The sequence below is a fragment of the Janthinobacterium sp. BHSEK genome, from assembly GCF_056174685.1.
In genome coordinates this window covers 40,772-63,947 of record NZ_JBWBYV010000019.1, presented here as the reverse complement: position 1 = coordinate 63,947, position 23,176 = coordinate 40,772, and the positions used below count along the sequence as shown (strand labels likewise).

General features: G+C 62.3%; 22 protein-coding genes. 11 read left to right on the top strand and 11 right to left on the bottom strand.

Annotated features, from left to right (window positions below; all coding sequences use genetic code 11):
• Positions 1–141 precede the first annotated feature (141 nt).
• Complete coding sequence (locus AC0V2Y_RS09290) at positions 142–273, top strand: hypothetical protein (RefSeq protein ID WP_268993776.1); 132 nt, start codon at positions 142–144, stop codon at positions 271–273.
• A gap of 21 nt (positions 274–294) precedes the next feature.
• On the opposite strand, the gene AC0V2Y_RS09285 is transcribed toward AC0V2Y_RS09290, so the two are convergent.
• Positions 295–744: an outer membrane lipoprotein gene (locus AC0V2Y_RS09285; RefSeq protein ID WP_034780449.1), complete on the bottom strand. Its 450-nt coding sequence runs from the start codon at positions 742–744 to the stop codon at positions 295–297.
• Positions 745–881: 137 nt separating this feature from the next.
• On the bottom strand, positions 882–1,310 hold the full coding sequence (locus AC0V2Y_RS09280; RefSeq protein ID WP_475416575.1) for an Mpo1 family 2-hydroxy fatty acid dioxygenase: 429 nt from the start codon (positions 1,308–1,310) through the stop codon (positions 882–884).
• 94 nt (positions 1,311–1,404) lie between these two features.
• Here AC0V2Y_RS09280 and AC0V2Y_RS09275 point away from each other — a divergent pair, with 94 nt between their 5' ends.
• Positions 1,405–1,947, top strand: a complete 543-nt coding sequence (locus tag AC0V2Y_RS09275) for a DNA-deoxyinosine glycosylase (RefSeq protein ID WP_475416574.1) — start codon at positions 1,405–1,407, stop codon at positions 1,945–1,947.
• 14 nt (positions 1,948–1,961) lie between these two features.
• Here AC0V2Y_RS09275 and AC0V2Y_RS09270 read toward each other — a convergent pair whose 3' ends face one another.
• Both AC0V2Y_RS09270 and AC0V2Y_RS09265 read right to left on the bottom strand, forming a co-directional pair.
• Positions 1,962–3,170 (bottom strand): hypothetical protein, encoded by a 1,209-nt coding sequence (locus AC0V2Y_RS09270; protein ID WP_475416573.1) that lies wholly within the window; start codon positions 3,168–3,170, stop codon positions 1,962–1,964.
• 106 nt (positions 3,171–3,276) lie between these two features.
• Positions 3,277–4,143, bottom strand: a complete 867-nt coding sequence (locus AC0V2Y_RS09265) for an HDOD domain-containing protein (RefSeq protein ID WP_475416572.1) — start codon at positions 4,141–4,143, stop codon at positions 3,277–3,279.
• 291 nt (positions 4,144–4,434) lie between these two features.
• Between AC0V2Y_RS09265 and AC0V2Y_RS09260 the strand changes: the two genes are divergently transcribed.
• On the top strand, positions 4,435–5,013 hold the full coding sequence (locus AC0V2Y_RS09260; RefSeq protein ID WP_475416571.1) for a DNA-3-methyladenine glycosylase: 579 nt from the start codon (positions 4,435–4,437) through the stop codon (positions 5,011–5,013).
• Here AC0V2Y_RS09260 and AC0V2Y_RS09255 read toward each other — a convergent pair.
• On the bottom strand, positions 5,010–6,719 hold the full coding sequence (locus AC0V2Y_RS09255) for a methyl-accepting chemotaxis protein (RefSeq protein WP_475416570.1): 1,710 nt from the start codon (positions 6,717–6,719) through the stop codon (positions 5,010–5,012). The two genes, AC0V2Y_RS09260 and AC0V2Y_RS09255, sit on opposite strands and share 4 nt — an antisense overlap.
• A gap of 64 nt (positions 6,720–6,783) precedes the next feature.
• Positions 6,784–7,242 (bottom strand): cache domain-containing protein, encoded by a 459-nt coding sequence (locus AC0V2Y_RS09250; protein ID WP_071075415.1) that lies wholly within the window; start codon positions 7,240–7,242, stop codon positions 6,784–6,786.
• A gap of 283 nt (positions 7,243–7,525) precedes the next feature.
• Between AC0V2Y_RS09250 and AC0V2Y_RS09245 the strand changes: the two genes are divergently transcribed.
• The 5 genes from AC0V2Y_RS09245 to AC0V2Y_RS09225 all read left to right on the top strand — a co-directional run bounded on the left by AC0V2Y_RS09245 (position 7,526) and on the right by AC0V2Y_RS09225 (position 13,252).
• Positions 7,526–8,890 (top strand): KamA family radical SAM protein, encoded by a 1,365-nt coding sequence (locus AC0V2Y_RS09245; protein WP_475416569.1) that lies wholly within the window; start codon positions 7,526–7,528, stop codon positions 8,888–8,890.
• A 2-nt stretch (positions 8,891–8,892) separates the two neighbouring features.
• Positions 8,893–10,242, top strand: a complete 1,350-nt coding sequence (locus AC0V2Y_RS09240; protein WP_475416568.1) for an MFS transporter — start codon at positions 8,893–8,895, stop codon at positions 10,240–10,242.
• Positions 10,187–11,035: a fumarylacetoacetate hydrolase family protein gene (locus AC0V2Y_RS09235; RefSeq protein ID WP_070291020.1), complete on the top strand. Its 849-nt coding sequence runs from the start codon at positions 10,187–10,189 to the stop codon at positions 11,033–11,035. Before AC0V2Y_RS09240 ends, AC0V2Y_RS09235 begins: the two co-directional genes overlap by 56 nt.
• A complete protein-coding gene (locus AC0V2Y_RS09230; protein ID WP_475416567.1) occupies positions 11,035–11,601 on the top strand; it encodes a carboxymuconolactone decarboxylase family protein in 567 nt (188 codons plus the stop codon). The genes AC0V2Y_RS09235 and AC0V2Y_RS09230 overlap by 1 nt, the downstream gene beginning before the upstream one ends.
• A gap of 91 nt (positions 11,602–11,692) precedes the next feature.
• Positions 11,693–13,252, top strand: a complete 1,560-nt coding sequence (locus AC0V2Y_RS09225) for a S1C family serine protease (protein WP_475416566.1) — start codon at positions 11,693–11,695, stop codon at positions 13,250–13,252.
• A 56-nt stretch (positions 13,253–13,308) separates the two neighbouring features.
• On the opposite strand, the gene AC0V2Y_RS09220 is transcribed toward AC0V2Y_RS09225, so the two are convergent.
• From AC0V2Y_RS09220 to yjgA, 3 genes are all read right to left on the bottom strand, one after another.
• Positions 13,309–13,977 carry an alpha/beta hydrolase gene (locus AC0V2Y_RS09220; protein WP_475416565.1) on the bottom strand — a complete coding sequence of 223 codons (669 nt, stop codon included), beginning with the start codon at positions 13,975–13,977 and terminating at the stop codon, positions 13,309–13,311.
• Positions 13,974–14,603, bottom strand: coding sequence for a molybdopterin adenylyltransferase (gene mog, locus AC0V2Y_RS09215; protein ID WP_475416564.1), 630 nt, complete (start codon positions 14,601–14,603; stop codon positions 13,974–13,976). The genes AC0V2Y_RS09220 and mog overlap by 4 nt, the downstream gene beginning before the upstream one ends.
• An 89-nt stretch (positions 14,604–14,692) precedes the next feature.
• Complete coding sequence (gene yjgA / locus AC0V2Y_RS09210) at positions 14,693–15,292, bottom strand: ribosome biogenesis factor YjgA (RefSeq protein WP_131373528.1); 600 nt, start codon at positions 15,290–15,292, stop codon at positions 14,693–14,695.
• A gap of 92 nt (positions 15,293–15,384) precedes the next feature.
• On the opposite strand from yjgA, the gene pmbA reads away from it, so the two are divergent.
• Positions 15,385–16,737, top strand: a complete 1,353-nt coding sequence (pmbA, locus tag AC0V2Y_RS09205) for a metalloprotease PmbA (RefSeq protein WP_475416563.1) — start codon at positions 15,385–15,387, stop codon at positions 16,735–16,737.
• 68 nt (positions 16,738–16,805) lie between these two features.
• Here the strand turns inward: pmbA and AC0V2Y_RS09200 are convergent, their stop codons facing one another.
• Positions 16,806–17,795: a hypothetical protein gene (locus AC0V2Y_RS09200; protein WP_475416562.1), complete on the bottom strand. Its 990-nt coding sequence runs from the start codon at positions 17,793–17,795 to the stop codon at positions 16,806–16,808.
• A 438-nt stretch (positions 17,796–18,233) separates the two neighbouring features.
• On the opposite strand from AC0V2Y_RS09200, the gene AC0V2Y_RS09195 reads away from it, so the two are divergent.
• Together AC0V2Y_RS09195 and AC0V2Y_RS09190 are read left to right on the top strand one after the other, a co-directional pair.
• Positions 18,234–20,645, top strand: a complete 2,412-nt coding sequence (locus AC0V2Y_RS09195; protein ID WP_475416561.1) for a TonB-dependent receptor plug domain-containing protein — start codon at positions 18,234–18,236, stop codon at positions 20,643–20,645.
• Positions 20,646–20,660: 15 nt separating this feature from the next.
• Positions 20,661–21,983, top strand: coding sequence for an aminotransferase class V-fold PLP-dependent enzyme (locus tag AC0V2Y_RS09190; RefSeq protein ID WP_475416560.1), 1,323 nt, complete (start codon positions 20,661–20,663; stop codon positions 21,981–21,983).
• 38 nt (positions 21,984–22,021) lie between these two features.
• Here the strand turns inward: AC0V2Y_RS09190 and AC0V2Y_RS09185 are convergent, their stop codons facing one another.
• Positions 22,022–23,152 (bottom strand): cytochrome-c peroxidase, encoded by a 1,131-nt coding sequence (locus AC0V2Y_RS09185; protein ID WP_475416559.1) that lies wholly within the window; start codon positions 23,150–23,152, stop codon positions 22,022–22,024.
• Positions 23,153–23,176: the final 24 nt, after the last annotated feature.

Genomic DNA, 23,176 nt, shown 5'->3' with positions numbered 1-23,176 from the left:
TCGAGCTTGCCCGATGAGCCGTCAGCAGACACTCCGGCATTGAGCCAGCGCAGTGCTTCTGGAGAATGTTGAATTTATGAAAATATTTACTTTAATATCAAGTAAATATTTTCCAAATTGCATCTTTGAAGGGGAACCGCCATGCCAGCCTCACTGCAGATCAAAGTATGGAGCGTGCTTGTGTATGTTGTCGTGGCAACCTTGATGGCCATCTGGCTGCACGAGGGCATGTCGCCCTCGGCCTTGCTGATGGCTGCCGGCGCCTTTGGTTGAACCCGTGCACCGGCAAGCAGATCAGTGGGTGACGCGGGTCTTGCGGCCATCCGACAGCAGGCGCACGCGCTCGCCCGGACGGAACAGCTCGTCCGCGTCCTGCACGATGGCGCGCATGTCGCCATTGTCCAGGCGCACGGTGATTTCCAGGCCGGGTTTGTTCGAGGCGTTCGCTTCGATGCTCTTGCCGGCCATGCCGCCGGCGACCGCGCCGAGAATGCTGGCCGCGATGGCGCCCTTGCCGCCTCCGACGGTCGAGCCGGCCACGCCGCCCAGCGCCGCGCCAGCCAGCACGCCCGTGCCCGTTTCGCCCTTGTCGATGGTTACCTGGCGGACGGATTCAACCGTGCCCATGCGAACCGACTGTTCGTTCTGCGCCTGGCGCGCGTTGTACACATTCGCCGAGTTCGGTTGTACGGCACAGCCGGCCAGGGTGGCGAGCAATGCCACTGCAATAATTGGTGCTTTCATGTAGGACTCCCTTGGACAAAAGTTGGTTGCCGATTGCGTCGACCGGCAGATGATGACTTATCATAAGGACACTTGTCGCAGATAACTAGTTGCGAATAGTAAAAATCTGTTACCGGTCCCGCGTAACCGCTTGCCGCTCAATACGCCAGCCGCAGGCGCCGGTACAAAAATCCCAGCACGAACAGCGGACCCACCAGCAAAAAGCGCACATCGTCGAGAAACGACGGTTTCTTGCCTTCGATCTGGTGGCCGATGAACTGGCCTATCCAGGCCAGCACGAACAGCGCCAGCGACACGGGCAGGATGGTCAGCGGGGGCATGAGCAGCAGCAGGCCCAGCATGGCGGCCAGCATCGCCAGCATGCCCGCAGCAAACGGGCGCGACAGCTTGTAGTAATAGTATAAGGCCAGAATACTGCCGAGCAGCGCCACGCTGGGATGCACGCTCCACAGCAGCCCCAGCAGGCTGAAAACGATCAGTGGCACGCACACGATGTGCACCCATTCATTGACGTGGTTGCGGTGGCTTTCGCCATACTGGGCCAGCAGGGTGTCGATGGTGCGCATGGGCGGTCTCTTGTGTGGGAAGGTGGTGCGGGAATTCTACACCGTCGCGTGGCCGGGTAAAATGGCCCTCCATCTTGCCTTCCGGACCTCTCATTTGAATCGCCCAGCCCTCTTGCCGGACCCTGCTGCCGATGCGCGCAAGCGCTGTTTCGATCCCGTCGTCGACGCCGGCACGCGCTTATTGATACTGGGCAGCCTGCCTGGCGAAAAATCGCTGGCGCACAGCCAGTACTATGCGCACCCGCAAAACAGGTTCTGGATGCTGTTGGGCGAAGTGCTGGGCGTGGAGTTGAAGAGCCTGCCCTATGAAGAGCGCCTGGCCGGCGTGCTGGCGCATGGCGTGGGCTTGTGGGACGTGGTGGCGCAGGCGCAGCGCACGGGCAGCCTGGACAGCAATATCCGCTTCCGCGACGATAACGACTTGGTGGCGTTGGCCGCCAGCCTGCCGCAGTTGCAGACGATCGCCTTCAACGGCGGCACGGCCGCCAAGCTGGGCATCAAGGTGCTGGGCGACCATGCGCAGCGCTACCGCATCGTCAGCTTGCCGTCGAGCAGCCCCGCCTATACCTTGGCGTATGCGCAGAAACTGCAGGCGTGGCTGTCGCTGCGTGACCAGCCGGAGCCGGCCGCGCGCTGATCGTGTCGCCGGCCTTACGCCGGCGCGTACGGCTGCGCTTCCAGCGGCTGCCCCTTGGCATCGAATTTCAGCGCCACGGACAAGCTGGTGACGCCGATGGTGGCCAGCGCGTCGCAGATGTCGTCGACTTCGTCCTGCAGGTCGGCGGCCAGGTCCAGCGGCTTGTCTGCGCTGTGCAGCAACTGGCCGCCCGCCGTGCTGACGTTGACGCGCAGCAGCATTTCGCCATGCTCATCGGCCGGGCCGACGACCACCGAGACGTCGCCCGCGTCCACCTTGTTTTCCGCCAGTGCATGATTGATGCCGGACATCATCTGCAGCATCGCATACTCGCTCATGCCTTGTTCCTTGCCACCGTGGAACAGATCCTGGTACAGAAAACTCACTTCCAGGGTACTGCCGGCCGGCGCCAGGCAGCGTTTCACCAGGTCGCCCACTTCCGTCGTCCACTGCTGGTAGCGGGCCATGCGCGCATCGAACCAGGCGTCGAGCGCCGCTTCATCCTTCGGTTCCGCATAGAACGGGTCGTCCACGCGCTTCAAGGCAAAGCCCAGCAGGAAGCGCAGTTCGACGGCCGTGTCCTGCGGGCCGAAAGCCGTCTCGCTCCAGCCGACGATGCTGCTTTCCAGACCCGGCGTGGCGACGATTTTCTTGTCCGTCATCGACGAATAGGCATCGCGCACCATGTCGTGCAGGTGGCTGTAGGTGATGCGGTCGATCTCGTTGAGGTCGTAGGCATGGCTCATCAGGACCACCTTGGCCTTGGCGCTTTCCAGTTGCGCCTGCTGGAAACTCTTCACCAGCGCTTCGAACGCGTCCTGGTCCTGGAAACTGTCCGCTTCCCGCAGGCCGCCCGTGCTTTGCACCAGCAGGGGCACGACGAAGGCGTTGATTTCCATGGCCGGGGCATTCTCGCGGCGGATCACGGAAACGGCAGCCGCTTCCTCGATATGGCTGCGCAGGTACTGGTAGGCGCCCACGTCCTCGTACTTGGCACGCTCGATGGCGTCGTACAGGATTTCATCCTTCTTTTGATTCAGGGCCTTACGGATCAGGCGGCCGAACTCGACGGCTTGCTCGGCCAGCACCGTGCCCTGCGATTCGCTGTCTTCCTGCTCCGCCAGGTTCAGCGCCATCGTGCACAGCATGCGTGTGACGGACTCGTCCTTGTCTTCGGGCGTGTTGGCGGATTTACGGGGGACAGGGCGCTTATTTTTGGGCATGGCGATCAAGAGGTTAAGAAATACGGGTCAGGCAAACGGAAACGGGCGCCAGGACTCTACCAGGCGCCGGGACGGATCATACAGGCGGACGCGGCCGCCTGATACCTCAATGGTCGGTATCGAACATCTCGTGCAGCTCGTCGAGCAGGTCGGCGGCTTCTTCCTGCGACAGGCCAAGATGCTGGCAAGCAAGTTCGCCGCCCTTGTCCCACTCGAGCGAAGTACTGTTGCCATGGTAGCGCTGAATGCCCTTTTCGGCCAGCAGCGACAGGGCGACGAGCGAGCGGATGGCGTCGTCCGTGGACGGGTCGGCCAGCACCGTGTAGTCGTGGTGGTGCAAAATCGCCCAGGAGACGTCGGAGGACAGGCCCCAGTTGCGCGCCAGCAAGCAGCCGATGGCCGCATGGTTGGTCTTGTGGCGCGCGTCTTCCAGTGTCGTAAAACAATTGTGCGCATCGTTGGCCGCCGCCGCGTACGTCTTGACATAGTCGGGGAAGCGGTTCATCAACAGGGGCACGCCGATGTCGCAGAACAGGCCGAAGGTATGCGCGATGTCGGGCGGGGCGATGCGCAGCTTGCGCGAGGTAAATACCAGGGCGCGCGCGCGCTTGGCCGACACATCCCAGAAATTGGTCAGTTCCACGCCTTCCGCTTCCAGCGCCTGGCGCGCCAGCAAGCCCGTCATCATGGCGCTGCACTGGTTGATACCGAGAAAGTTGATGCCTTGCTCGACGGATTTGGCTTTGCGCGCGGCGCCATAGAACGGTGAATTCGCCAGTTTCAGCAGGGCGCCCGACATGCCGACGTCGTCGGCGATGATGCGCGCGATGCGGCGCGGCGACGGGTCGTCTTCCGCCAGTTCGCGCTGCAGGTCGACCAGCAGGCTGGGACGCGGCGGGATACGGATGGAACGCATCAAGGCGTCAACCGGATCTTCCTGCACTACCTGCTTTTGCGCTGCCGCTCTCATCATCACGCTTTCATCATCATTTTTGTGTCCGGTGCTTATTCTGTCGCGCGCTGCCGCTGCCCGCCTCATGAGCGTCTGGCGCAGTGCCCGACGATTATCGCTGTTTATGCATGGCAATAGTTCATATCTGCAATATATTGTCGCAAAAATCCCCGTTTTGGCCTGGTCCGGCCGCCATTTTCGTCATTTTACGACGCTGCCCATCCCGATATCCGTGATAAAAAGTTCAAGTTTTATTTGTTTTCAAGGCGGGGGTGAGGCGTGCGGTGGACAGCGCGGCGGTACAATTGCCGGATGAAAAAAATCCTCGCGGGTATCGATTTTGCGGACGATTCCAGCAGCGTGGCGCGCCAGCTGATCGGCGTGACCGTGCTGGTCGACGGCGTGGGCGGGCGCATCGTGGAAACGGAAGCGTATGACCGGCTGGACCCCGCTTCGCACACGTATGGCGGCATGACGCCGCGCAATGCGGCCATGTTCGGCCCGCCCGCGCACGCCTATGTCTACCGCTCGTACGGCATCCACTGGTGCCTGAACTTTGTGTGCCGCGAAGCGGGGCATGGCGCGGGCGTGCTGATCCGCGCCATCGAACCGCTCGTGGGACTCGATGCCATGCGCGAGCGGCGCGGCGTCGAGGATGCGCGGCTGCTGTGCTCGGGACCGGGCAAGGTGTGCCAGGCGCTCGGTGTGAGCCATCTGCAGAACCGGCTGGCGCTCGATGCGCCGCCCTTCATGCTGCTGGCCCGCGAGGACGAGGTTGCTGTACAGGCGGGACCGCGCATCGGCATTTCCAGGGCGATGGAGACGCCGTGGCGTTTCGTGCTGGCCGGCTCCGCTTATCTGAGCAAACCGATGCGCGCGCCCGTCATCTAGTTACCTTCCTGCCCGCGCCGGCGCGGGGGCGCATCCTTGGCGCCACGCATGCCGGGCATGCCGCGCAGCGGACTGTGCAGCGCGCGCCGTTCCCGGGCGGGCATCCTGGCGGGGTCTTGAAAGGCGTCGTCTTCGGCGCCGGCGGGCGTGGCCGGCGCGGCTGGATCCAGGGTGAACACGCTGACCGCCGCCGACAGTTTGACGGCCTGGTCCTGCAGGCTGGCCGCCGCCGCTGCCGCCTGCTCCACCAGGGCCGCGTTTTGCTGCGTGACGTCATCCATCTGCGCCACGGCCAGGTTCACTTCCGTGATGCCCGACGCCTGCTCGGCGCTGGCCTCTTTGACGCGCTGGATGATCTCGTTGACTTGCTGCACCGAGGCCACGATGGCGCCCATGCTGTCGCCCGCCTGCTGCACGGCCACGCTGCCGCCGTCGATGGTGGTGACGGACGTGGCGATCAGGGTCTTGATTTCCTTGGCCGCCTGCGCCGAGCGTTGCGCCAGGGTGCGTACTTCCGACGCCACCACGGCAAAGCCGCGGCCCTGTTCGCCCGCGCGCGCTGCCTCCACCGCGGCGTTCAGCGCGAGGATATTGGTTTGGAAGGAAATACCGTCGATCACGCCGATAATATCCACGATCTGGCGCGAATTGGCCCGTATCGTCGCCATCGTCGCCACCGCCTGCTGCATCGACGTGCCCCCTTGCACGGCCAGGGTGGACGCTTGCCCCGCCAGCTCGCAGGCCAGCTGGGCGTTGTCCGCATTGTTGTTGACGGCTTCCGTTAAGGTTTCCATGGCGCTCGATGTTTCTTCCAGCGAACTGGCTTGCATTTCCGTGCGCGCCGACAAGTCCAGATTGCCGGTGGCTATTTCGCGCGAGGCCGTGTCGATCGATTGCACGGCGCCCATGATGGTGCGCAAGGTCTGGTTCAGGTGGGCGATGGTCTGGTCCAGCACGCGCGAGGTGGCGGCGATTTCGTCATTGCCCGGCTTGGGGGCGCCGGCCATCAGCTTGCCTGCCGCCAGGTCTTGCACGGCGTCGGCAATGCCGCGGATTTCCACCAGCATGGCGCGGCGCACCAGCATGGTCACCACGATGGAGACGAGGATGGACAGCAGGACGGTCAGCAGCAGGCTCCAGCCCAGGCTGCGGAACTCGGCGCTGGCCGTCGCATGGGCCTGGCTGCTGAGCTTTGTTTCCAGGGCCGACAGCTGCGCCAGCTGCGTATTGAACTGGACGAATTGGGTTTCCGCCTTGAGCATGGAATTGGTGGCGATCGACTGGTCCATCTGCGCCATTTCCATGGTTTCCAGCACGGCCTTGCGATAGCCGGCCAGGGCCGCGATGGCCGCATCGACCAGGGTGCGTTCGGCGCCCGTGGCCGTGGAACGCAAGGTGGCCAGCTGGGCGCCGATGGCCGCGTGGCGCGCCTTGATCTGTTGCTCTAGCGCATCGAGGCGAGCCTTGGCGAAGCTGCCATTCGTCCACGACAGCAACTGGTACATATTGCCATGCACATGCTTGGCGTCGCCGACGACGTCGGCGGCCGCTTTCAAATGCGCGATGCGTACCAGCACCATGTTTTCCAGCGAGGCATTTTGCCGTACCATGCCATACCAGGCGCCGGTCGAGCTGAGTATCAGCAGCAGCAAGACCAGGGTGGGCGCCAGCAACAATTTTGGTCCGATGCGTAATTGATTGAGCATGCTTGACTCCTGGCTATGGCTGTTCAACGCGCAGGCGGCGCGCTGCGCGCGCGCCGCCCCTGCCCTATTTTTTGTAGATGCCCGCTTCCAGCACCACATCGTTGACGCGCAGAATGTACGTGGTCTTCGGCTCGATCTTGCCGCTGGTGGGATTCTTGTACTGATAATCGACCCAGCCCTTGCCCTGCTTTTGCGCCAGCTCGATGATTTCACGCCGATATTTCTTGCCGTTCGCATCCGGCACATCCGTCAAGTCCTTGCCCACGATGGAAGGATTGATGGGGTGGGCCAGCACGATGCCCGTCTTGATATCGCGCATGTCCACATACAGCGAACCCTGCACGAAGTCGGGATCTTTCGCCGTGATTTTCTTCATCATTTCTTCCTTGCCATGCGCCTTCATGAAGGCGGCGCCCCGTTCGGCCATGGCGATGGCGTCTTTCTCCGTTGGTTCGACCGCGGCGTTGACGCTGCCGCCTGCAAATGCCAGACACAGCAGGCTACCCGTGAATAAGCGTTTCATGAAAGCTCCTTGTGATATCGAGGGATGTGTTGCCAAGTCGTAATTTACGTCGCCGACGGTGCCGTCAAATTGCGATGGAACAAACTAAGGTGTTGCTTGTAGGCAGCGTGCAACGTATCGAGAGGCTTGTTGATATGTAGCAATTTGATTCCGAGTGGCAAGAACTATGATGACTTTCACAGCATGCCGAGGTGGACTGGCATGGGGGAGGAAGAGGCTGAAATTGGCCGCTATACGGCCGACTTCATGAAAGTTGTCGCTATTTACAGGCAAGGAGCCGATCGTGTCCGCACTCATTACCGAGCCGTTTTCACCCAAGTTCAAGCCATATACGCGGCAAACCATTCAACAGGCGCGGCAGTGGGAATGGCTGCCGGAAGAGCAGCGCGAAGCCGTGCAAGTGGTCTCGCACGTCTTGCCGTTTCGCACCAATGAATATGTGCTCGATCAGTTGATCGACTGGAACAATATCCCTGACGATCCCATCTACCGCCTCGTCTTTCCCCACCGCGACATGCTGCCGCCAGAGCAGTATGCGCACCTGCGCGACCTGGTGCTGGTGCGGCGCGACAAGGCGGCCATCGACGCCTATGTGCATGGCTTGCGCCTGGGAATGAATCCCCATCCTGCCGGGCAAATGACGCATAACGTGCCGAGGGTCAACGATGCGCCCGTGCGCGGCCTGCAGCATAAGTATGCGCAAACGGTGCTGTTTTTTCCCAGCGCGGGCCAGACCTGCCACGCGTATTGCACTTTCTGTTTTCGCTGGCCCCAGTTCGTCGGCATGGACGACATGAAGTTCGATGCGCGCGAGTCGCATGAGCTGGCCGCCTACCTGAAACTGCATCCGGAAGTGACGGACGTGCTGATCACGGGCGGCGATCCGATGATCATGAGCACGCGGCAACTGGCCGCCTACCTGGAGCCGCTGCTGGCGCCGGGCCTGGAACATATCCAGAACATCCGCATCGGCACCAAGGCGGTGGCGTATTGGCCGCAGCGCTTTGTCTCGGACCGCGATGCGGATGACTTGATGCGCCTGTTCGAGCGCATCGTCAAGGCGGGCAAGAACCTGGCCGTGATGGGCCATTACAGCCATGCCGTCGAGTTGCGCCAGGACATCGCGCAGCAAGCCGTGAAACGCATCATGTCCACGGGCGCCACCTTGCGCATGCAGGGGCCGCTGATCCGCCACATCAACGAAGATCCGGCAAGCTGGGCCGAGCTGTGGCAGACGGGCACGCGCCTGGGAGCGATTCCGTATTACCTGTTTGTCGAACGCGACACGGGCCCGCGCGGCTATTTCGAGTTGCCCCTGGCGAAGGCGCACGAGATTTTCCAGGCTGCCTACCAGATGGTGTCGGGCCTGTCGCGCACGGTGCGGGGACCGTCCATGAGCGCCTTTCCCGGCAAGATCGTCATCGACGGCGTCGTCACCATCAATGGCGAAAAACTGTTTGCCCTGCAATTTTTGCAGGCGCGCAACCCGGACTGGGTGCGGCGGCCGTTTTATGCGAAGTTCGATGCGGAAGCGACGTGGATGGACGATTTGAAGCCGGCTTTTGGCCACGATAAATTCTTCTTCGAGATGGATGACCCTGTGCCGCAGTTGCCGCATAAAATCATCCGCCTGGCGCAGGCTGCCTGAGCATGTCTGCCGCCGGTGCGCCTGCCCGCTCCGGTCTGGCCGTGTTTTGTCTCGTATTCCTGCCGTTTGCGCTCGGGCATTACCTGTCGTGCCTGCTGCGCGGCGTGAATGCCGTGCTGACGGCGGAATTGCTGGGCGCCATCGCCCTGACGCCAGCGCAGCTGGGCCTGCTGACCAGCGCCTTTTTCCTCGCCTTTGCGCTGGTGCAATTACCAGTCGGCATGGCGCTCGACCGCTACGGCCCCCGCACGGTGCAACTGTGGCTGCTGGCGCTGGCGGCCCTGGGCGTGTGGCTGTTCAGCCGGGGCCACAGCTTTGCCGAGCTGATGTGGGCGCGCGCCCTGATGGGGGCGGGGCTGGGCGGCTGTTTCATGGCCGCCGTGAAAGCGATCTCGTGCGCCATCGCGCCGGCGCGCCTGCCGTCCGTGCACGGTTACCTGATCGCCGTGGGCGGCCTGGGCGCGGCCACGGCCACCATGCCCGTCAAGCTGGCCCTGCATTACACGGACTGGCGCGGCGTGTTCCTGGGCCTGGCGCTGGCGGCGCTGGCCATCGGCTTGCTGATCCGCCTGCTGTCGCCGGCCATGCCCGCGCGTGCCGCAGGCATGCACAAGGCGAGCAAGGTCAGCGTCTGGAGCGTGTACCGCGATCCCGGCTTTCGCCGCACCATCGCGCTGATCCTGCTGCCGCACACGGTGTTCTTTGGCGTGCAGGGCTTGTGGGTGGGGCGCTGGCTGGCCGACGTGGGCGGCTTGTCCGATGACAGCGTGGCGTATCTGCTGTACCTGGGCATGGCGGCCGTCATCTTCGGCGCCATCGGCATGGGCATGCTGACGGAATGGGCAGGGCGGCGCGGTATCGCACCCATGCAGGTGGCGGCCGCCGGCATCGTCCTGTTTGTCGCCGTGCAAGTGGCGATGGCCTGCAATGTCGTGCCCGGCCTGCCTTTGCTGTCCGTGCTGTTTACCTTGCTGGGCACGGTGACGGGCCTCGAATACGCGATCGTCGCGCAAAGCATGCCGGCCAGCTTGACGGGCAGGGCGGCCACCTGTTTGAATCTGCTCATTTTTACGGGCGCCTTCCTGGTGCAGGCGGGCTTTGGCCTGATCCTCGGCTGCTGGCCCCTGAACAGCCAGCAGCAGTACCCGCCGCAGGCGTATCAGGTGGCGTTTGGCGTGCTGGCGGCCTTGCAACTGCCGGGACTTGCGATGTTTTTCATCAACCGCTACAGGCGTGCCGGGCCATCCGGTAAAATGCCAGCCTGCACAGCGGCAATGATCAACTCCAAGGAAGACTATGAAACTCGTTCGTTATGGACGTCCAGGCAAGGAAAAACCGGGCCTGATCGATGAAGAAGGCAAACTGCGCGACCTGTCCGGCGTGATTGCCGATATTGACGGCGCACAACTGTCCGACAAGGCCCTGCGCAAGCTGGCCAAGCTCGACGAAAAGACCTTGCCCCTCGTGCGCGGCAACCCGCGCTTCGGCGTGCCGCTGGCGAAGGTCGGCAAGTTCATCGGCATCGGCCTGAACTACGCGGACCACGCGGCCGAATCGGGCATGCCGATCCCGGCCGAGCCGATCGTCTTCATGAAGGCAATCACTTGCCTGAACGGCCCGGACGACAATGTCGTGCTGCCGAAAGGCTCGAAAAAGACGGACTGGGAAGTGGAGCTGGGCGTGATCATCGGCACGCGCGCGCAATACGTGAGCGAAGAAGACGCGCTGAAATACGTGGCCGGTTACTGCGTCGTCAACGACATTTCCGAGCGCTCGTTCCAGCTGGAACGGGGCGGCCAGTGGGATAAAGGCAAGGGCTGCGACACCTTCGGCCCCGTCGGTCCGTGGCTGGTGACGCGCGATGAAGTCATCGATGAGCAGGATCTGGACCTGTACCTGGAAGTCAACGGCAAGCGCATGCAGACGGGCAATACGCAAACCATGATTTTTACTGTCGCGCAGATCGTCAGCTACCTGTCGCAATTCATGACCCTGGAACCGGGCGACGTCATCGCCACGGGCACGCCGCCGGGCGTGGGCCAGGGCCGCAAGCCGCAGCGCTTCCTCAAAAAAGGCGACAGCCTGCGTCTGGGCATCGCCGGCCTGGGCGAGCAGCAGCAGGACGTCGTCGCCTGGACGGCCTGATGGCCGGTAGCAATATCGACCGTTTGCCCGCGCTGCCGCTGGACCGGCTGGACCCGCAGCAGCGCGCGGCCGCGCAAGCCATCATCGACGGCCCGCGCGGGGCCCTGTACGGCCCCTTCGTGCCCCTGATCCGCAGTCCCGAGCTGATGGAAACGGCGCAGCGCATGGGAGAGTATTTGCGCTACCGCAGCGCCATCGGCACGCGCCTGTCGGAGCTGGCGATCCTGGTGACGGCGCGCCAGTGGGACCAGCAAGTCGAGTGGGCCATCCACGCGCCGCTGGCCGTGCAGAACGGTATCGCGCAAGCGGCCGTGGACGCCATCGCCGCGCGGCGCATACCGCTTGCCCTGAAGGAAGACGAGCAAGCCGTGTATGACTTCTGTATCGAGCTGCAGCAAAACAAGCGCGTCAGCGACGCCACGTATGCGCGGGCGCTGGCGCTGTTCGGCGAGCACGGCGTGGTCGACTTGATGGGCATCAATGGCTATTACACCTTCCTGGCCATGGTGATGAATGGCGCGCAGACGGCCGTGCCGGCCTTGGGCGTCACGCCTTTGCCCGATTAGAATAGTTCTTCGGGCAAAGATGGACAAAGTGTAATGAAGTTGCAATTATTCAATATATAATTTTGCTTCCCTTCCATTGCCCATTAGCTCAATGAAAACTCGTCCGTGCATCACCCTGATGGGCCGCGCCTTCCTGGCGCTGGCCCTTTCTTTTTCTCCCTTGATGACGCTGCGCGCGCTTGCCGCCGAGACCGCCGCTACGGCGAACGCCAGCGCTTCCGCCCTGGAAAATTCCGTCGTCAAGGTGTTTTCCACCCTGCGCGGGCCGGACCCGTATAAACCCTGGAGCAAGGCCGCGCCGCAGGAAGTGACGGGCTCCGGCGTCGTCATCGAAGGCCGCCGCATCCTCACCAATGCGCACGTGGTCGGCTATGCCAGCCAGGTGCAGATCCAGGCGAATGGCGCCGGCGACAAGATACCGGCGACCGTGCTGGCCATTTCGCGCGGCATGGACCTGGCCTTGCTGAAGATCGACGACGACAGTTTTTTCGCCAGCCACAAGGCGGTGCCGCGCGCGAACGTCTTGCCGGACGTGCGCGATGCCGTGCTGGCGTATGGCTATCCGACGGGCGGCACCTCGCTGTCGATCACCAAGGGCATCGTCTCGCGCATCGAATTCGTGCGTTACAGTTTCCCCGTGTCCGGCCTGCGCATCCAGATCGATGCGGCCATCAACCCGGGTAACAGCGGCGGCCCCGTGATCGCCGGCGACAAGATGATCGGCCTGGCCTTTGCCGGCATGCTCAATGCGCAAAACATCGGCTACATCATCCCCAACGAGGAAATCGAGCTGTTCCTGCGCGACCAGGAAGGCGGCGCGCCCAAGGGCAAGCCGGCCATGCGCGATGTGACGCAAACGCTGGAAAATCCCGCGCTGCGCACGTATTTGAAACTGGCCAAGGGTGTCGAGGGCGCCGTCGTGATGACGCCGGCCAGCAAGGATGCCGCCTATCCGCTCAAGGAATGGGATGTCATCACACATATCGGCGATTTTCCGGTCGACAACCAAGGCATGGTCAAGCTGAATGCCAACAGCCGCGTGCGCTTCCAGTACCGGGTGCAGCAACTGGCGAAAGACGGGCAATTGCCATTGACGGTGGTGCGCCAGGGCGCGCCTCTGAAAATCAAGGTGCCCGTCTCGGCGGCGCACCCGATGCTCATCAGCGGCCTGCAGGGCAGTTATCCGTCCTATTTCATCTTCGGCCCGATGGTGTTTTCGCGCGCCACTACGGAATTCATGGCGGCGCCGAATGGCAACCCGGCAATGTTGGGCGGTATGGCGTTTGCCGGTAATCCGCTGGCCACGCGGCGCGGCGATGCGCCCGACAGCGAGCGCGAAGAGCTGGTGGTGATCGCCGCGCCATTCTTCCCGCACAAGCTGATGAATGGCTACAGCACCCGTTTCTTCTCGGTCGTCGATTCCGTCAATGGCGTGCGCGTGCGCAGCCTGGCGCACCTGGTGGCCTTGCTGCGCGACCAGACCGATGAATTGCTGACGTTCCGCTTCCAGCAGCGCGATGCGGAAATGGTCGTCGTGCCCCGCAAGGAGATGCTGGCCGCGACGGAATCGGTGCTGACGGACAACGGCATCCGCTCGGAAGCGTCGCCCGACATGTTGAAAGTCTGGAATGAAAAAACGCCGGCGAACTGATCGTTCCCGGCGTTCCGAATGACAACAGGCGCGGCGCACACCGCGCCTGTTTTACTTTAAGCCAATACTTTTTTCAGCCAGGCGCCGATGGCGTCGATTTCTTCCTGGCACAGCGAGTGCTGCATCATGTATTCGTGCCATTCCACCTTGTAACCCATGCCGGTGAGCAAGTCGCGCGATTGCTGCGCGCGGGTAATCGGCACCACGGGGTCGGCCGTGCCATGCGCCATGAAGATGGGCGTCTGCAGGCTGGCTGGCGTGCGCTCGGCTGCCGTCTTGTCGGCCAGGGGCAGGTAGCCGGACAGGCACATCAGGCCGGCCAGCGGTTCCGCGTGGCGCAAGCCCGTTTGCAGGGTCATGGCGCAACCTTGCGAGAAGCCGGCCAGGATGATGCGGCTTGCGGGAATGCCGCGCGCCTTTTCGCGCGCGATCAGCGCTTCGATTTGTCCCTGCGAGGCGCGCAGGCCAGCCTCGTCCTCGCGGCGCACGAGGTCGTTCACGAGGATGTCGTACCAGGCGCGCATCACGTAGCCATTGTTGATGGTGACGGGCATGGTGCCGGCGCTGGGGAAAATGAAGCGGATGGCGGGGCAGCCACGCAAATCGAGTTCTTTTACCAAGGGCACGAAATCGTTGCCGTCGGCGCCCAGGCCATGCATCCAGATGATGGAAACGGTGGGATTCGGTGCGCTGTCGAGTTCTATGGTTTCCAGCAAGGTGCTCATGTATTTTCCTCAGGTAATGGTTGCGCCGGACGCAGCGCCGATTTGGGACGGAAGGCCTTGCAGATGGCCGGGTCGGTTTCCATGTAGGGACCTCCGATGAGGTCGATGCAATACGGCACGGCGGCAAAGATGCCGTTCACCAATTGATTTCCATCAACATCCTTCAAGCCTTCCAGGGTTTCCTTGATGGCTTTTGGCTGGCCCGGCAAGTTCATGATCAGGCAAGCGCGCTCGGGCGTCTCGCGGATCACGGCCACCTGGCGCGACAGGATCGCCGTCGGCACGAATTGCAGACTGATCTGGCGCATCTGTTCGCCGAAACCGGGCATTTCCTTGGTGCCCACGCTGAGCGTGGCGTCCGGCGTGACGTCGCGCCGTGCGGGACCCGTGCCGCCCGTCGTCAGGATCAGATGGCAGTGGTTCAGGTCGACCATGTCGATCAGGGTGTTTTCAATTTGCGAGCGCTCGTCCGGGATCAGGCGTTTTTCCAGGCGGAACGGCGTGCGGATGGCGGCGGACAGCCAGCTTTCCAGGGCCGGGATGCCCAGGTCTTCATACACGCCGCCGCTGGCGCGGTCCGAGATCGACACGAGGCCGATAATCAATTCGTCTTCTATCGTGGTCATGGGGCACCTGTCTATGTCGTAAAAAAACCGGGCTGATCCCGGTTTTTAGCTACTTTCGGGGTCAGACCCGCCGGGTCAGACCCAGTTGCTTATTCGTCTTCTTCTGGCTCGACGCCATCTTCATCGGCATCTTTCTTGCCGCTGTTGTTCTTCTTGGCGATCTCTTTCAAGATCTGGAAGATTTCGCGGTAGGCTTTCGGCGGCTTGTTCTCGGCTTGCTCCTTGCGGGCATTGCGGATCAGGGTGCGCAGGTGTTGCACGTCCAGTTCCGGGTTTTCCGACAGCAAGACGGTCAATGCCTTGTCGTCCGTCAAGAGTTTGTCGCGGCGGCGTTCCATCGCGTGCATATTGGCCGTGTCGGCTTTCGACAAGCCTTTCCAGCTATCGATGGTGCGTTGGATGGCGGCAACTTCTTCTTCATCCAGGGTGCGCATTTTCTTGCCCACGTATTGCAGCTGGCGGCGGCGGCCTTCGTGATCCTTGATTTGCTGGCATTCGAGAATGGCGTCGCGCACGTCTTCCGGCATCGGGACGCGCTTGACGCGGTCACGTGCCTCATTGACGAGTTCTTCGCCCAGCTTTTGCAGGACGGTCATCTGGCGCTTGAGTTCCGATTTCGATGGACGTTCATATTCCTGTTCGAATTCGGTGGATTGGAAGCCGCAAGCTCCCCGGTTTGGATTTGGCATGATAAGGCGGGATTGGCCGCGTAGGCCGCACCTGTAAACTGTAAACGACTGCTATGATAACCTTTTTAGCGGCTTTCCGAAGAAAACAGCGCATGAACGACTCCGTATTTACCCATAGTCAAGAGCAATTGCAGCAACTGGCCCGTGATGTGTTGTCTTTTGCGCGGGAAGCGGGCGGCACCGACGCTGCCGTCGAGGTCAGCGAAGGCGGCGGCCTGTCCGTTTCTGTACGAAAAGGCAAGATCGAGACGATCGAGCAAAACAAGGACAAGGGCATGGGCGTGACCGTGTTTGTCGGCAAGAAACGCGGCAATGCCAGCACCTCCGACTTTTCGCCGTCCGCCCTGCGCGCCACGGTGGACGCCGCCTACAACATCGCCCGCTTCACGGCCGAGGACGATTGCGCGGGGCTGGCCGACGCCGACATGCTGGAAATGTCTCCCCGCGATTTGCAGCTGTTTTATCCGTGGCTCATTTCCGCCGAGGAAGCCGTCGCACTGGCCCAGCGGGCCGAGGCGGCCGCGTTTGCCGTGGACCCGCGCATCACGAACAGCGAGGGCGCCAGCGTGCACGTGCAGCAATCGCACTTTGTGTCCTCCAATTCGCGTGGCTTCATCGGCGGCTACCCGTTTTCACGCCATACGCTGTCCGTGGCGCCCATCGCCGGCAGGGGCGCCAAGATGCAGCGCGACGACTGGTATTCGTCCGTGCGCGACGCCGCCAAGATGTCGAGCCCGGAAGCCATCGGCCGCTACGCCGCCGAGCGCGCCCTGTCGCGCCTGAACGCGCGCAAGCTGGGCACGCGCACCTGTCCCGTGCTGTTCGAGGCGCCGCTGGCGGCCGGTTTGCTCGGTACCTATGTGCAAGCGACCTCGGGCGGCGCCCTGTACCGCAAATCCACTTTCCTGAACGATTCCCTGGGCACGCAGGTGCTGCCGTCGCACGTGCAGATCTTCGAAGACCCGCACGTGATCGGCGGCGTCGGTTCCGCGCCGTTCGACGAAGAAGGCGTCAAGACTGTCAGCCGCGACGTCGTCAAGGATGGCGTGGTGCAAGGCTATTTCCTGTCGACCTATACGGCCCGCAAGCTGGGCATGCAGACGACGGGCAATGCGGGCGGCTCGCACAATCTGTACCTGACCTCGAGCCTGACGGCCGCCAGCGACGATTTCAGCGCCATGCTGAAAAAGCTGGGCACGGGCTTGCTGGTGACGGAGCTGATGGGGCAAGGAACCAATTACGTGACGGGCGACTATTCGCGCGGCGCCTCCGGTTTCTGGGTGGAAAACGGCGTGATCCAGTATCCGGTGGAAGAAATCACGATTGCCGGCAACATGAAGGACATGCTGCGCCACATCGTCGCCGTGGGCGCCGACACCTTGCGCCGCGGCACCAAAGAGACGGGTTCCATCCTCATTGAGAGCATGGTGGTGGCCGGCGGTTAAATCTGCCCGGTACCACCCCAGCCTGCGGCATAGCTGCCGGTTGGCTGGGGTGGTACCGCATTACCTTCTTACGTTGATTTGACGTTGACGCATGTCCAAGAAATATTCGAGGCGTCCCAGGTCGCTTTCCAGTTGATCGTCGTCTGGTCCCTGCATGCTTGCTCAGATGCAAATTTGGTGTCCTGGTAGCGCTGGTAGATATAGCCGTCCTGAGGACGCCAGACGGCGCCATACCAATAGTTGTTGGCATCGACGGCGGTGGCCGGCTGTTCCAGTGGCTTATTCAGGGCCGTGTTCTTGTAATCGATAGCGGAACTGCCATCCGGGTTGAAGAGTCGAATCCACACGGAATTGTTCTGCGTACCAGCCGCATCGACTGGAATGCACATTCTCGTTTTGGCCGTGTACAGGCTATCAGGCATTGTTAGGCAGAAATATGGACTTGGCGAACCTGCTGCAATCGACCATTCCACGTTGCTGGTCGTCGTGCCGCTTGGGTCGCAGTAATTCGCGTATTTGCCCGATTTGAAGCCTTGGACATAAGTCGACGTTTGCACACCCGAAAAATACGTTCCGGATGAATTGCTGAGGGTGGGCAACACATTACGGCCTGTGACGGACATGCATGCCTTGTAGCCGGCATCGGCATACCCGATCGCCATGCCGATGGGGTGCATATTCGTATCCAGATGCAATTTCCAACTATTCCGGTATTGCAGCTTGCCACTGGCATTGCTACGTAGCAGTGAAATGACTTTGACGGATGTTGCTTGTTGCGATACTCCATTGGTAATGAATGGCGCAGACTGTCCAGATTCCTGGCTCACGATTAAGGTCGCCGTCCCCAGGCTGCCATCGTTGGATGCCAGATTCGAGATGGTCAGGTCGCTTCCCAGGAATTTATTCAATGCATCAGCGGCATTGATGGATGCCAGCACCGGTGTCGGTGGAACCACCGGTTTAGGATCCGGACTGCTGCCATTCCCGCCACCGCCTCCGCCGCCTCCGCAAGCGGCGAGCAAGCTGACGATCGCGCACAATATGCTCTGTTTCTTCATCTTTACAACCTAATATAGCGACAAGAATGCGTGTCGTTGCGCCGCCGCATTATAGGGAGTGTTGATTGTAGGAAATCTATCCAATTGTATCGATGGTCCCCCATTTGCCCTTTCATTGCCGGCGCCATGTTTTTCTTACGCTCGAATCAAAACATGGCTGCCTGGCGAGAAAAGCCGTGCTGGATGAATGATGCCGGCGGCCGGCGCAATACGTGCATGTGCTGCGTGTCGGCCAGCGTGCAGGTCTCGCTCCTCCAATAGTGATCAGCGCGTCATACGGCGGAAATATTCGCTTCGTATGATGGCGCCATCTGACGTTATCTGCGTAATTTAGATGCTTTTAATGTAAGTAAGCCGAACTTCGTGATATTTCATGCAAGATACGAGTCTTGCTGTGACGCGTCGTTGTTGATCCAACCTGCATAGTGAACCCTCCCCATGACCTGTTCCCGTACCCGCATCGCCCGCGCGGCGGCCCTGTTGTGCGCCATGAGCGCTGTCTTCGCCAGCCAGGCGCATGCCCATGGCGATGCGCCCGCCGCGCCCGTTGCTGCCAGCGATACCCTTGATGCACCGCAAGCCGTGATCGTCACCGGCACGCGCGGCAGCAACCGAACCCAGTTCGACACCATGGCGCCCGTCGATGTGTTCAACCGCAGCGATATCGGCGCCGTCGAATCGTCGGACTTGAATGATGTCCTGGCGCAATTGGTTCCCTCGTATGTGGTGCAGCGCTTGCCGATGGCCGATGGGCAAGTCTTCGTGCGCCCGGCTACCTTGCGCGGCCTGTCGCCGGACCAGACCCTGGTGCTGGTCAATGGCAAGCGTTTCCACCGCAGCGCCCTGCTGGGTGCGCGCGGTGCGCAGGCGCCGGACCTGGCGCAGATTCCCGTGTCCGCCATCAAGCGCATCGAAGTGCTGCGCGACGGCGCTTCGGCCCAGTACGGCTCCGACGCGATCGCGGGTGTGATCAACATCATTCTCGAAGACACGGTCGGCACGGAAATCTCCGTGCACCATTCGCAATACTCGGAAGGCGACGGCAAGGGCAATGAGCTCAACCTGAAGACGGGCTTTGCCTTTGGCGAGACGGGCAAGGCGACGATTTTTGGCGCCCTGGCCAAGTCCGACCCCACTTCGCGCACGCGCCAGCGGGCCGACGCCATTGCTTTCCAGCAAGCGCATCCGGAACTGAAGGTGCCCAACCCCGTGCAGCGCTGGGGCCAGCCTGAACTCGACAGCAAGCGCCTCGGTTTCAATGCCGGCATGGCTCTGTCCGACACGGCGGAACTGTACGGTTTCGGCCTGTTCAGCCGCAGCGACGGTACCTCGGATTTTAATTGGAGAAATCCCGATACCAGCACGGGCGCGTATAAGACCAGCAGCCTGTTCCCCGGCTGGGACTTGCGCAGTGTATATCCGCTCGGTTTCAGCCCCAGCTATTCGAACGAGCAGGATGATGTGCAGCTGGTGGCCGGTGTGCGCGGTCACTTCAACGACCGCTTGGGCTGGGATGTGAGCGCTTCCTATGGCCGCAACCGCATCGATTACAAGCTGGCCAATTCCATCAACGCCTCGATGGGGCCGGCCAGCCCGACGTCGTTCTACCTGGGCCAGTTGTCGCAGGCGGAAAAGATTCTCAACGCCAACTTCAACTATGAACTGCCCGTGGCATCGTTGCCGCAACCCGTCAATATCGCGTTTGGCGCGGAAGCGCGCAATGAAACGTACGGCGTGAAGGCGGGCGATGTAGCGTCCTGGACGGTAGGGCCGGGCGCGGCCATCGGCCTGGACGCGAATGCCAACGGCGCACCCGGTTTCAGCGGCCGCCAGGCGGGCAGCTGGGGCCAGGACAGCTATGCGGCCTACCTGGACGTGGAAGTGCCCGTCAGCAAGGCCCTGAGCCTGGGCGGCGCGGCCCGCTACGAACATTTCTCGGAATTCGGCAGCACCGTCAACGGCAAGCTGTCGGCCCGCTACGCCTTGAGCGAAGACCTGGCCCTGCGCGGTTCCTACTCGACGGGTTTCCGCGCGCCAACGCCGGGCCAGTCGAACACCAACAGCACCAACCAGGGCCTCGACACCAAGACCCTGCTGTTGTTTACCAGTGGCCGCCTGGCCAATAGCGACCCGCTGGCCATCCTGCTCGGTGCGCAGGCGCTGAAGCCGGAGAAATCGAAGAACCTGTCGCTGGGTTTTACCTGGAAGACGCCGGCCGGTTTTTCCGGTTCCGTCGACGTGTATGACATCAAGGTCAGCGACCGCTTCAGCACGTCCGCCGCGTTTGCCGTGCCCGCTGGCGTGGCCAACCCGCTGCGCTACACCTCCGTCAGCTATTTCACGAACGACTTCGACACCACCACGCGCGGCATCGATATCGTGGCCAGCCACCTGAGCCGTATCGGCGACGGCAAGCTGAACCTGACCCTGGCCTACAACTACAACACCACCAAGGTCGACGGCGGCAAGTCCAGCCTGGTGACCAATGCAGCCCAGCGCCAGGTGTTCGAAGAGCGCCTGCCGCGCCAGAAAGCCACCATCAGCGGCAACTATGACCTGGGCAACTGGAATGCCCTGGCACGCGTACGCTATTACGGCGCGTGGACGGACAATTCCGGCAACGCCACGGGCGATATCTTCCAGCGCTTTGGCGCCATGCAATTTCTCGACCTGGCGGCCAGCTACAAGATCAGCGACAAGCAATCCGTGCGCGTGGGTATCGACAACGTGCTGGACAAATATCCCGATGAGGCAACCTTCCAGGCCAGCCGCGGTCTGATCTATTCGCGCAATGCGCCGTACGACACGGACGGGCGCAAGCTGTACGTCGAGTACAAAGTGACGTTCTAAGGGGGTAATGTGAATATGAATCCACAACGCCGCGCCTTGTTGCGCGCCGGTTCGCTGGCGGCGGCGCTGCCCTTGACGGCGGGCGCAGGATCGGCTGCGGCGGCGTCCGCCGCCTTGCCTCCTGCCTTGCCGCCATTGCCAGCAGTACCGGCCGGCACCACGCCGGAAGCGCTGGCCAGCAACCAGGCTTACTGGCAAGCCGTGGCCGCGCAGTACGACACCACCGATGCCATCGTGCAACTCGACAACGCCTACTGGGGCTCGATGGCCAGGCCCGTGCTGCGTCATTACGAGCAGCAACTGGCCATGGTCAACCGCGACAACGCCTGGTATGCGCGCATGCGCTTTCCCGCCGACTTCGAGGCGGCCCGCGCGGCGGCGGCCAGGGCGCTCGGCGTGGGTGTCGATGAAATCGTGCTGACACGGGGCGCCACGGAAGCGCTGCAAGTCCTGATCGCCGGCTACAACCGCCTGCAGCCGGGTGATGCGGTGCTGTACGCGGACATCGATTACGACAATATGATCACCGTCACGCGCTGGCTGCAACAGCGGCGCGGCGCCCAGGTGGTGTCCATTGCGATCCCGGAACCATTTACGTATGACAATGTTGTTGCTGCCTATGTTGCCGCCATGGAACGTCAGCCGAAGCTGAAACTGATGCTGCTCACGCATGTCAACCACCGTAACGGCATGGTCTTGCCCGTGGCCGAGATCAGCCGCCTGGCGCGCGCGCGCGGCATCGATGTGATCGTCGACACGGCGCACGGCTTTGGCCAGCTGGACATGACGATCCCCGACCTGCAGGCGGACTTTGCCGGTATCAACCTGCACAAATGGATAGGCGCGCCCGTCGGCGTGGGGGCCGCCTACATCAAGCGGGGCCGGGTGGCCGATATCGACCCCTACCTGGGAGAAAAGGCGGGCGACGATATCCGCACCCGCGTGCACACGGGCACGCTCAATTTCGCCGCCTACCTGAGCTTGCCGGCGGCGCTGGACTTGCATGCGCAGATCGGCGTGGCCAACAAGCAGGCGCGGCTGCGATTGCTGCGCAACCGCTGGGTGGAGGCGGCGCGCGGCATCGACGGCATCGAGGTGCTGGCATCGAGCGACCCGCGCCTGACGAGTGCCATCGCTTCGTTCCGCTTAAAAGGCAGGAGCAGCGCGGCAGACAGTTATGCCCTGTCGAAAAAGCTGGTGCAGGAACACGGCATCTTTGCCGTGCCGCGCGACGGTCTGGCCAGCGGCGCGTGCGTGCGCGTCACGCCGGGCATCTTTACGCCCGAGTCGCATCTGGACCGGCTGGTCGATGCCCTGCGCAAGGTGGCGCGCGGCTAGTTGCCAGGGGGCGTTCCGGCGCTGGAACCCCCCATGTCTTACTGCTGGACTTGATAGCCATCCGTCAAGGTGGCTAAAAACTTCACCATATCCTCGATCTCGCCCGCCGTCAGTGCGGGCGCCATGCCGCGCCTGCGGTCGAACGGCGCTTCGCTGACGTTGACGTTGGCGCGGTACCTGGCCGGTACGTCATTGAATTTCTGCACTTTTCCCCGCTTGTCGCGCGGATACCATTCTTGCGGATGCGTATCGCGCCGCACGTAGAAACGCAGGGCATCCGTCAGGTTGTCGAACACGCCGTTATGGAAAAACACCTGGCGCGTGGCCACATTGCGCAGGCTGGGCACCTTGAAGGCGCCGCATAGCTCGGCTTTTGTTGCCAGGTCGGTGCGGTCCGGGCCGCACAAGCCCAGGTCGAAATACGCGGGGTCGGCCGTGGCGGGAATGCGCGTATTGCGCGGCACGCCCAGATTGTCGAAACTGAAGTCCGTAAACAAGGGTGGCGCGCCATGTTCGCCCCGCACGCTGGGGTGGCAAGCGGCGCAATTGCCCTTGCGTTCATCGTTGAACAGGGCCAGGCCACGCAATTCCGCCAGCTCCAGCGGAACCTTGTTGGCCAAGTAGAGGTCATATTTGGAATCGTAGCGGTGGAAGTCCGGCTCTTCCTGCTGGAATTGCTGCAAGGCATAGGTGATACGGCGGAATGCCTGTTGCGGTTGCGTAAAGATGGCGGCGCCAAAGACGTGCCGAAATGCTTGCGCGTAACTGCCATTGCGCAGCCGTTCCACAACTTCATCCGTGCTGGTATTGGCCATTTCGTGCGCTGCCAGGAAAGGCCGTTCCGCCTGTTCCGCCAGGCTGGCGGCGCGGCCGTCCCAGTTGATGCCGCCGTTGGGCGCGCCTTCCTCATCAAAGCGGAAGGGCGGATTGTGTTCCAGGTAGCGCAGCGATGGCGTGGCGCGGTAGCCGTGCGCCTGGCCATCGGCGCCCCCCAGTTGCACGGCCAGCTGGTTGCCGGGTGCGTAAGCGTGGGCCGGGTCATGGCAACTGGCACACGACTGCTTGCCCGAGGCGGATAGGCTGGCATCGTGGAAGATGCGCCGCCCCAGCTGTGCGGCGGGGCTGAGTTCGGCCGCCGTGCCTGGCATGCCGTACAAGCCAGCAAACAAGAATATGCACACGTGTGCAAATCG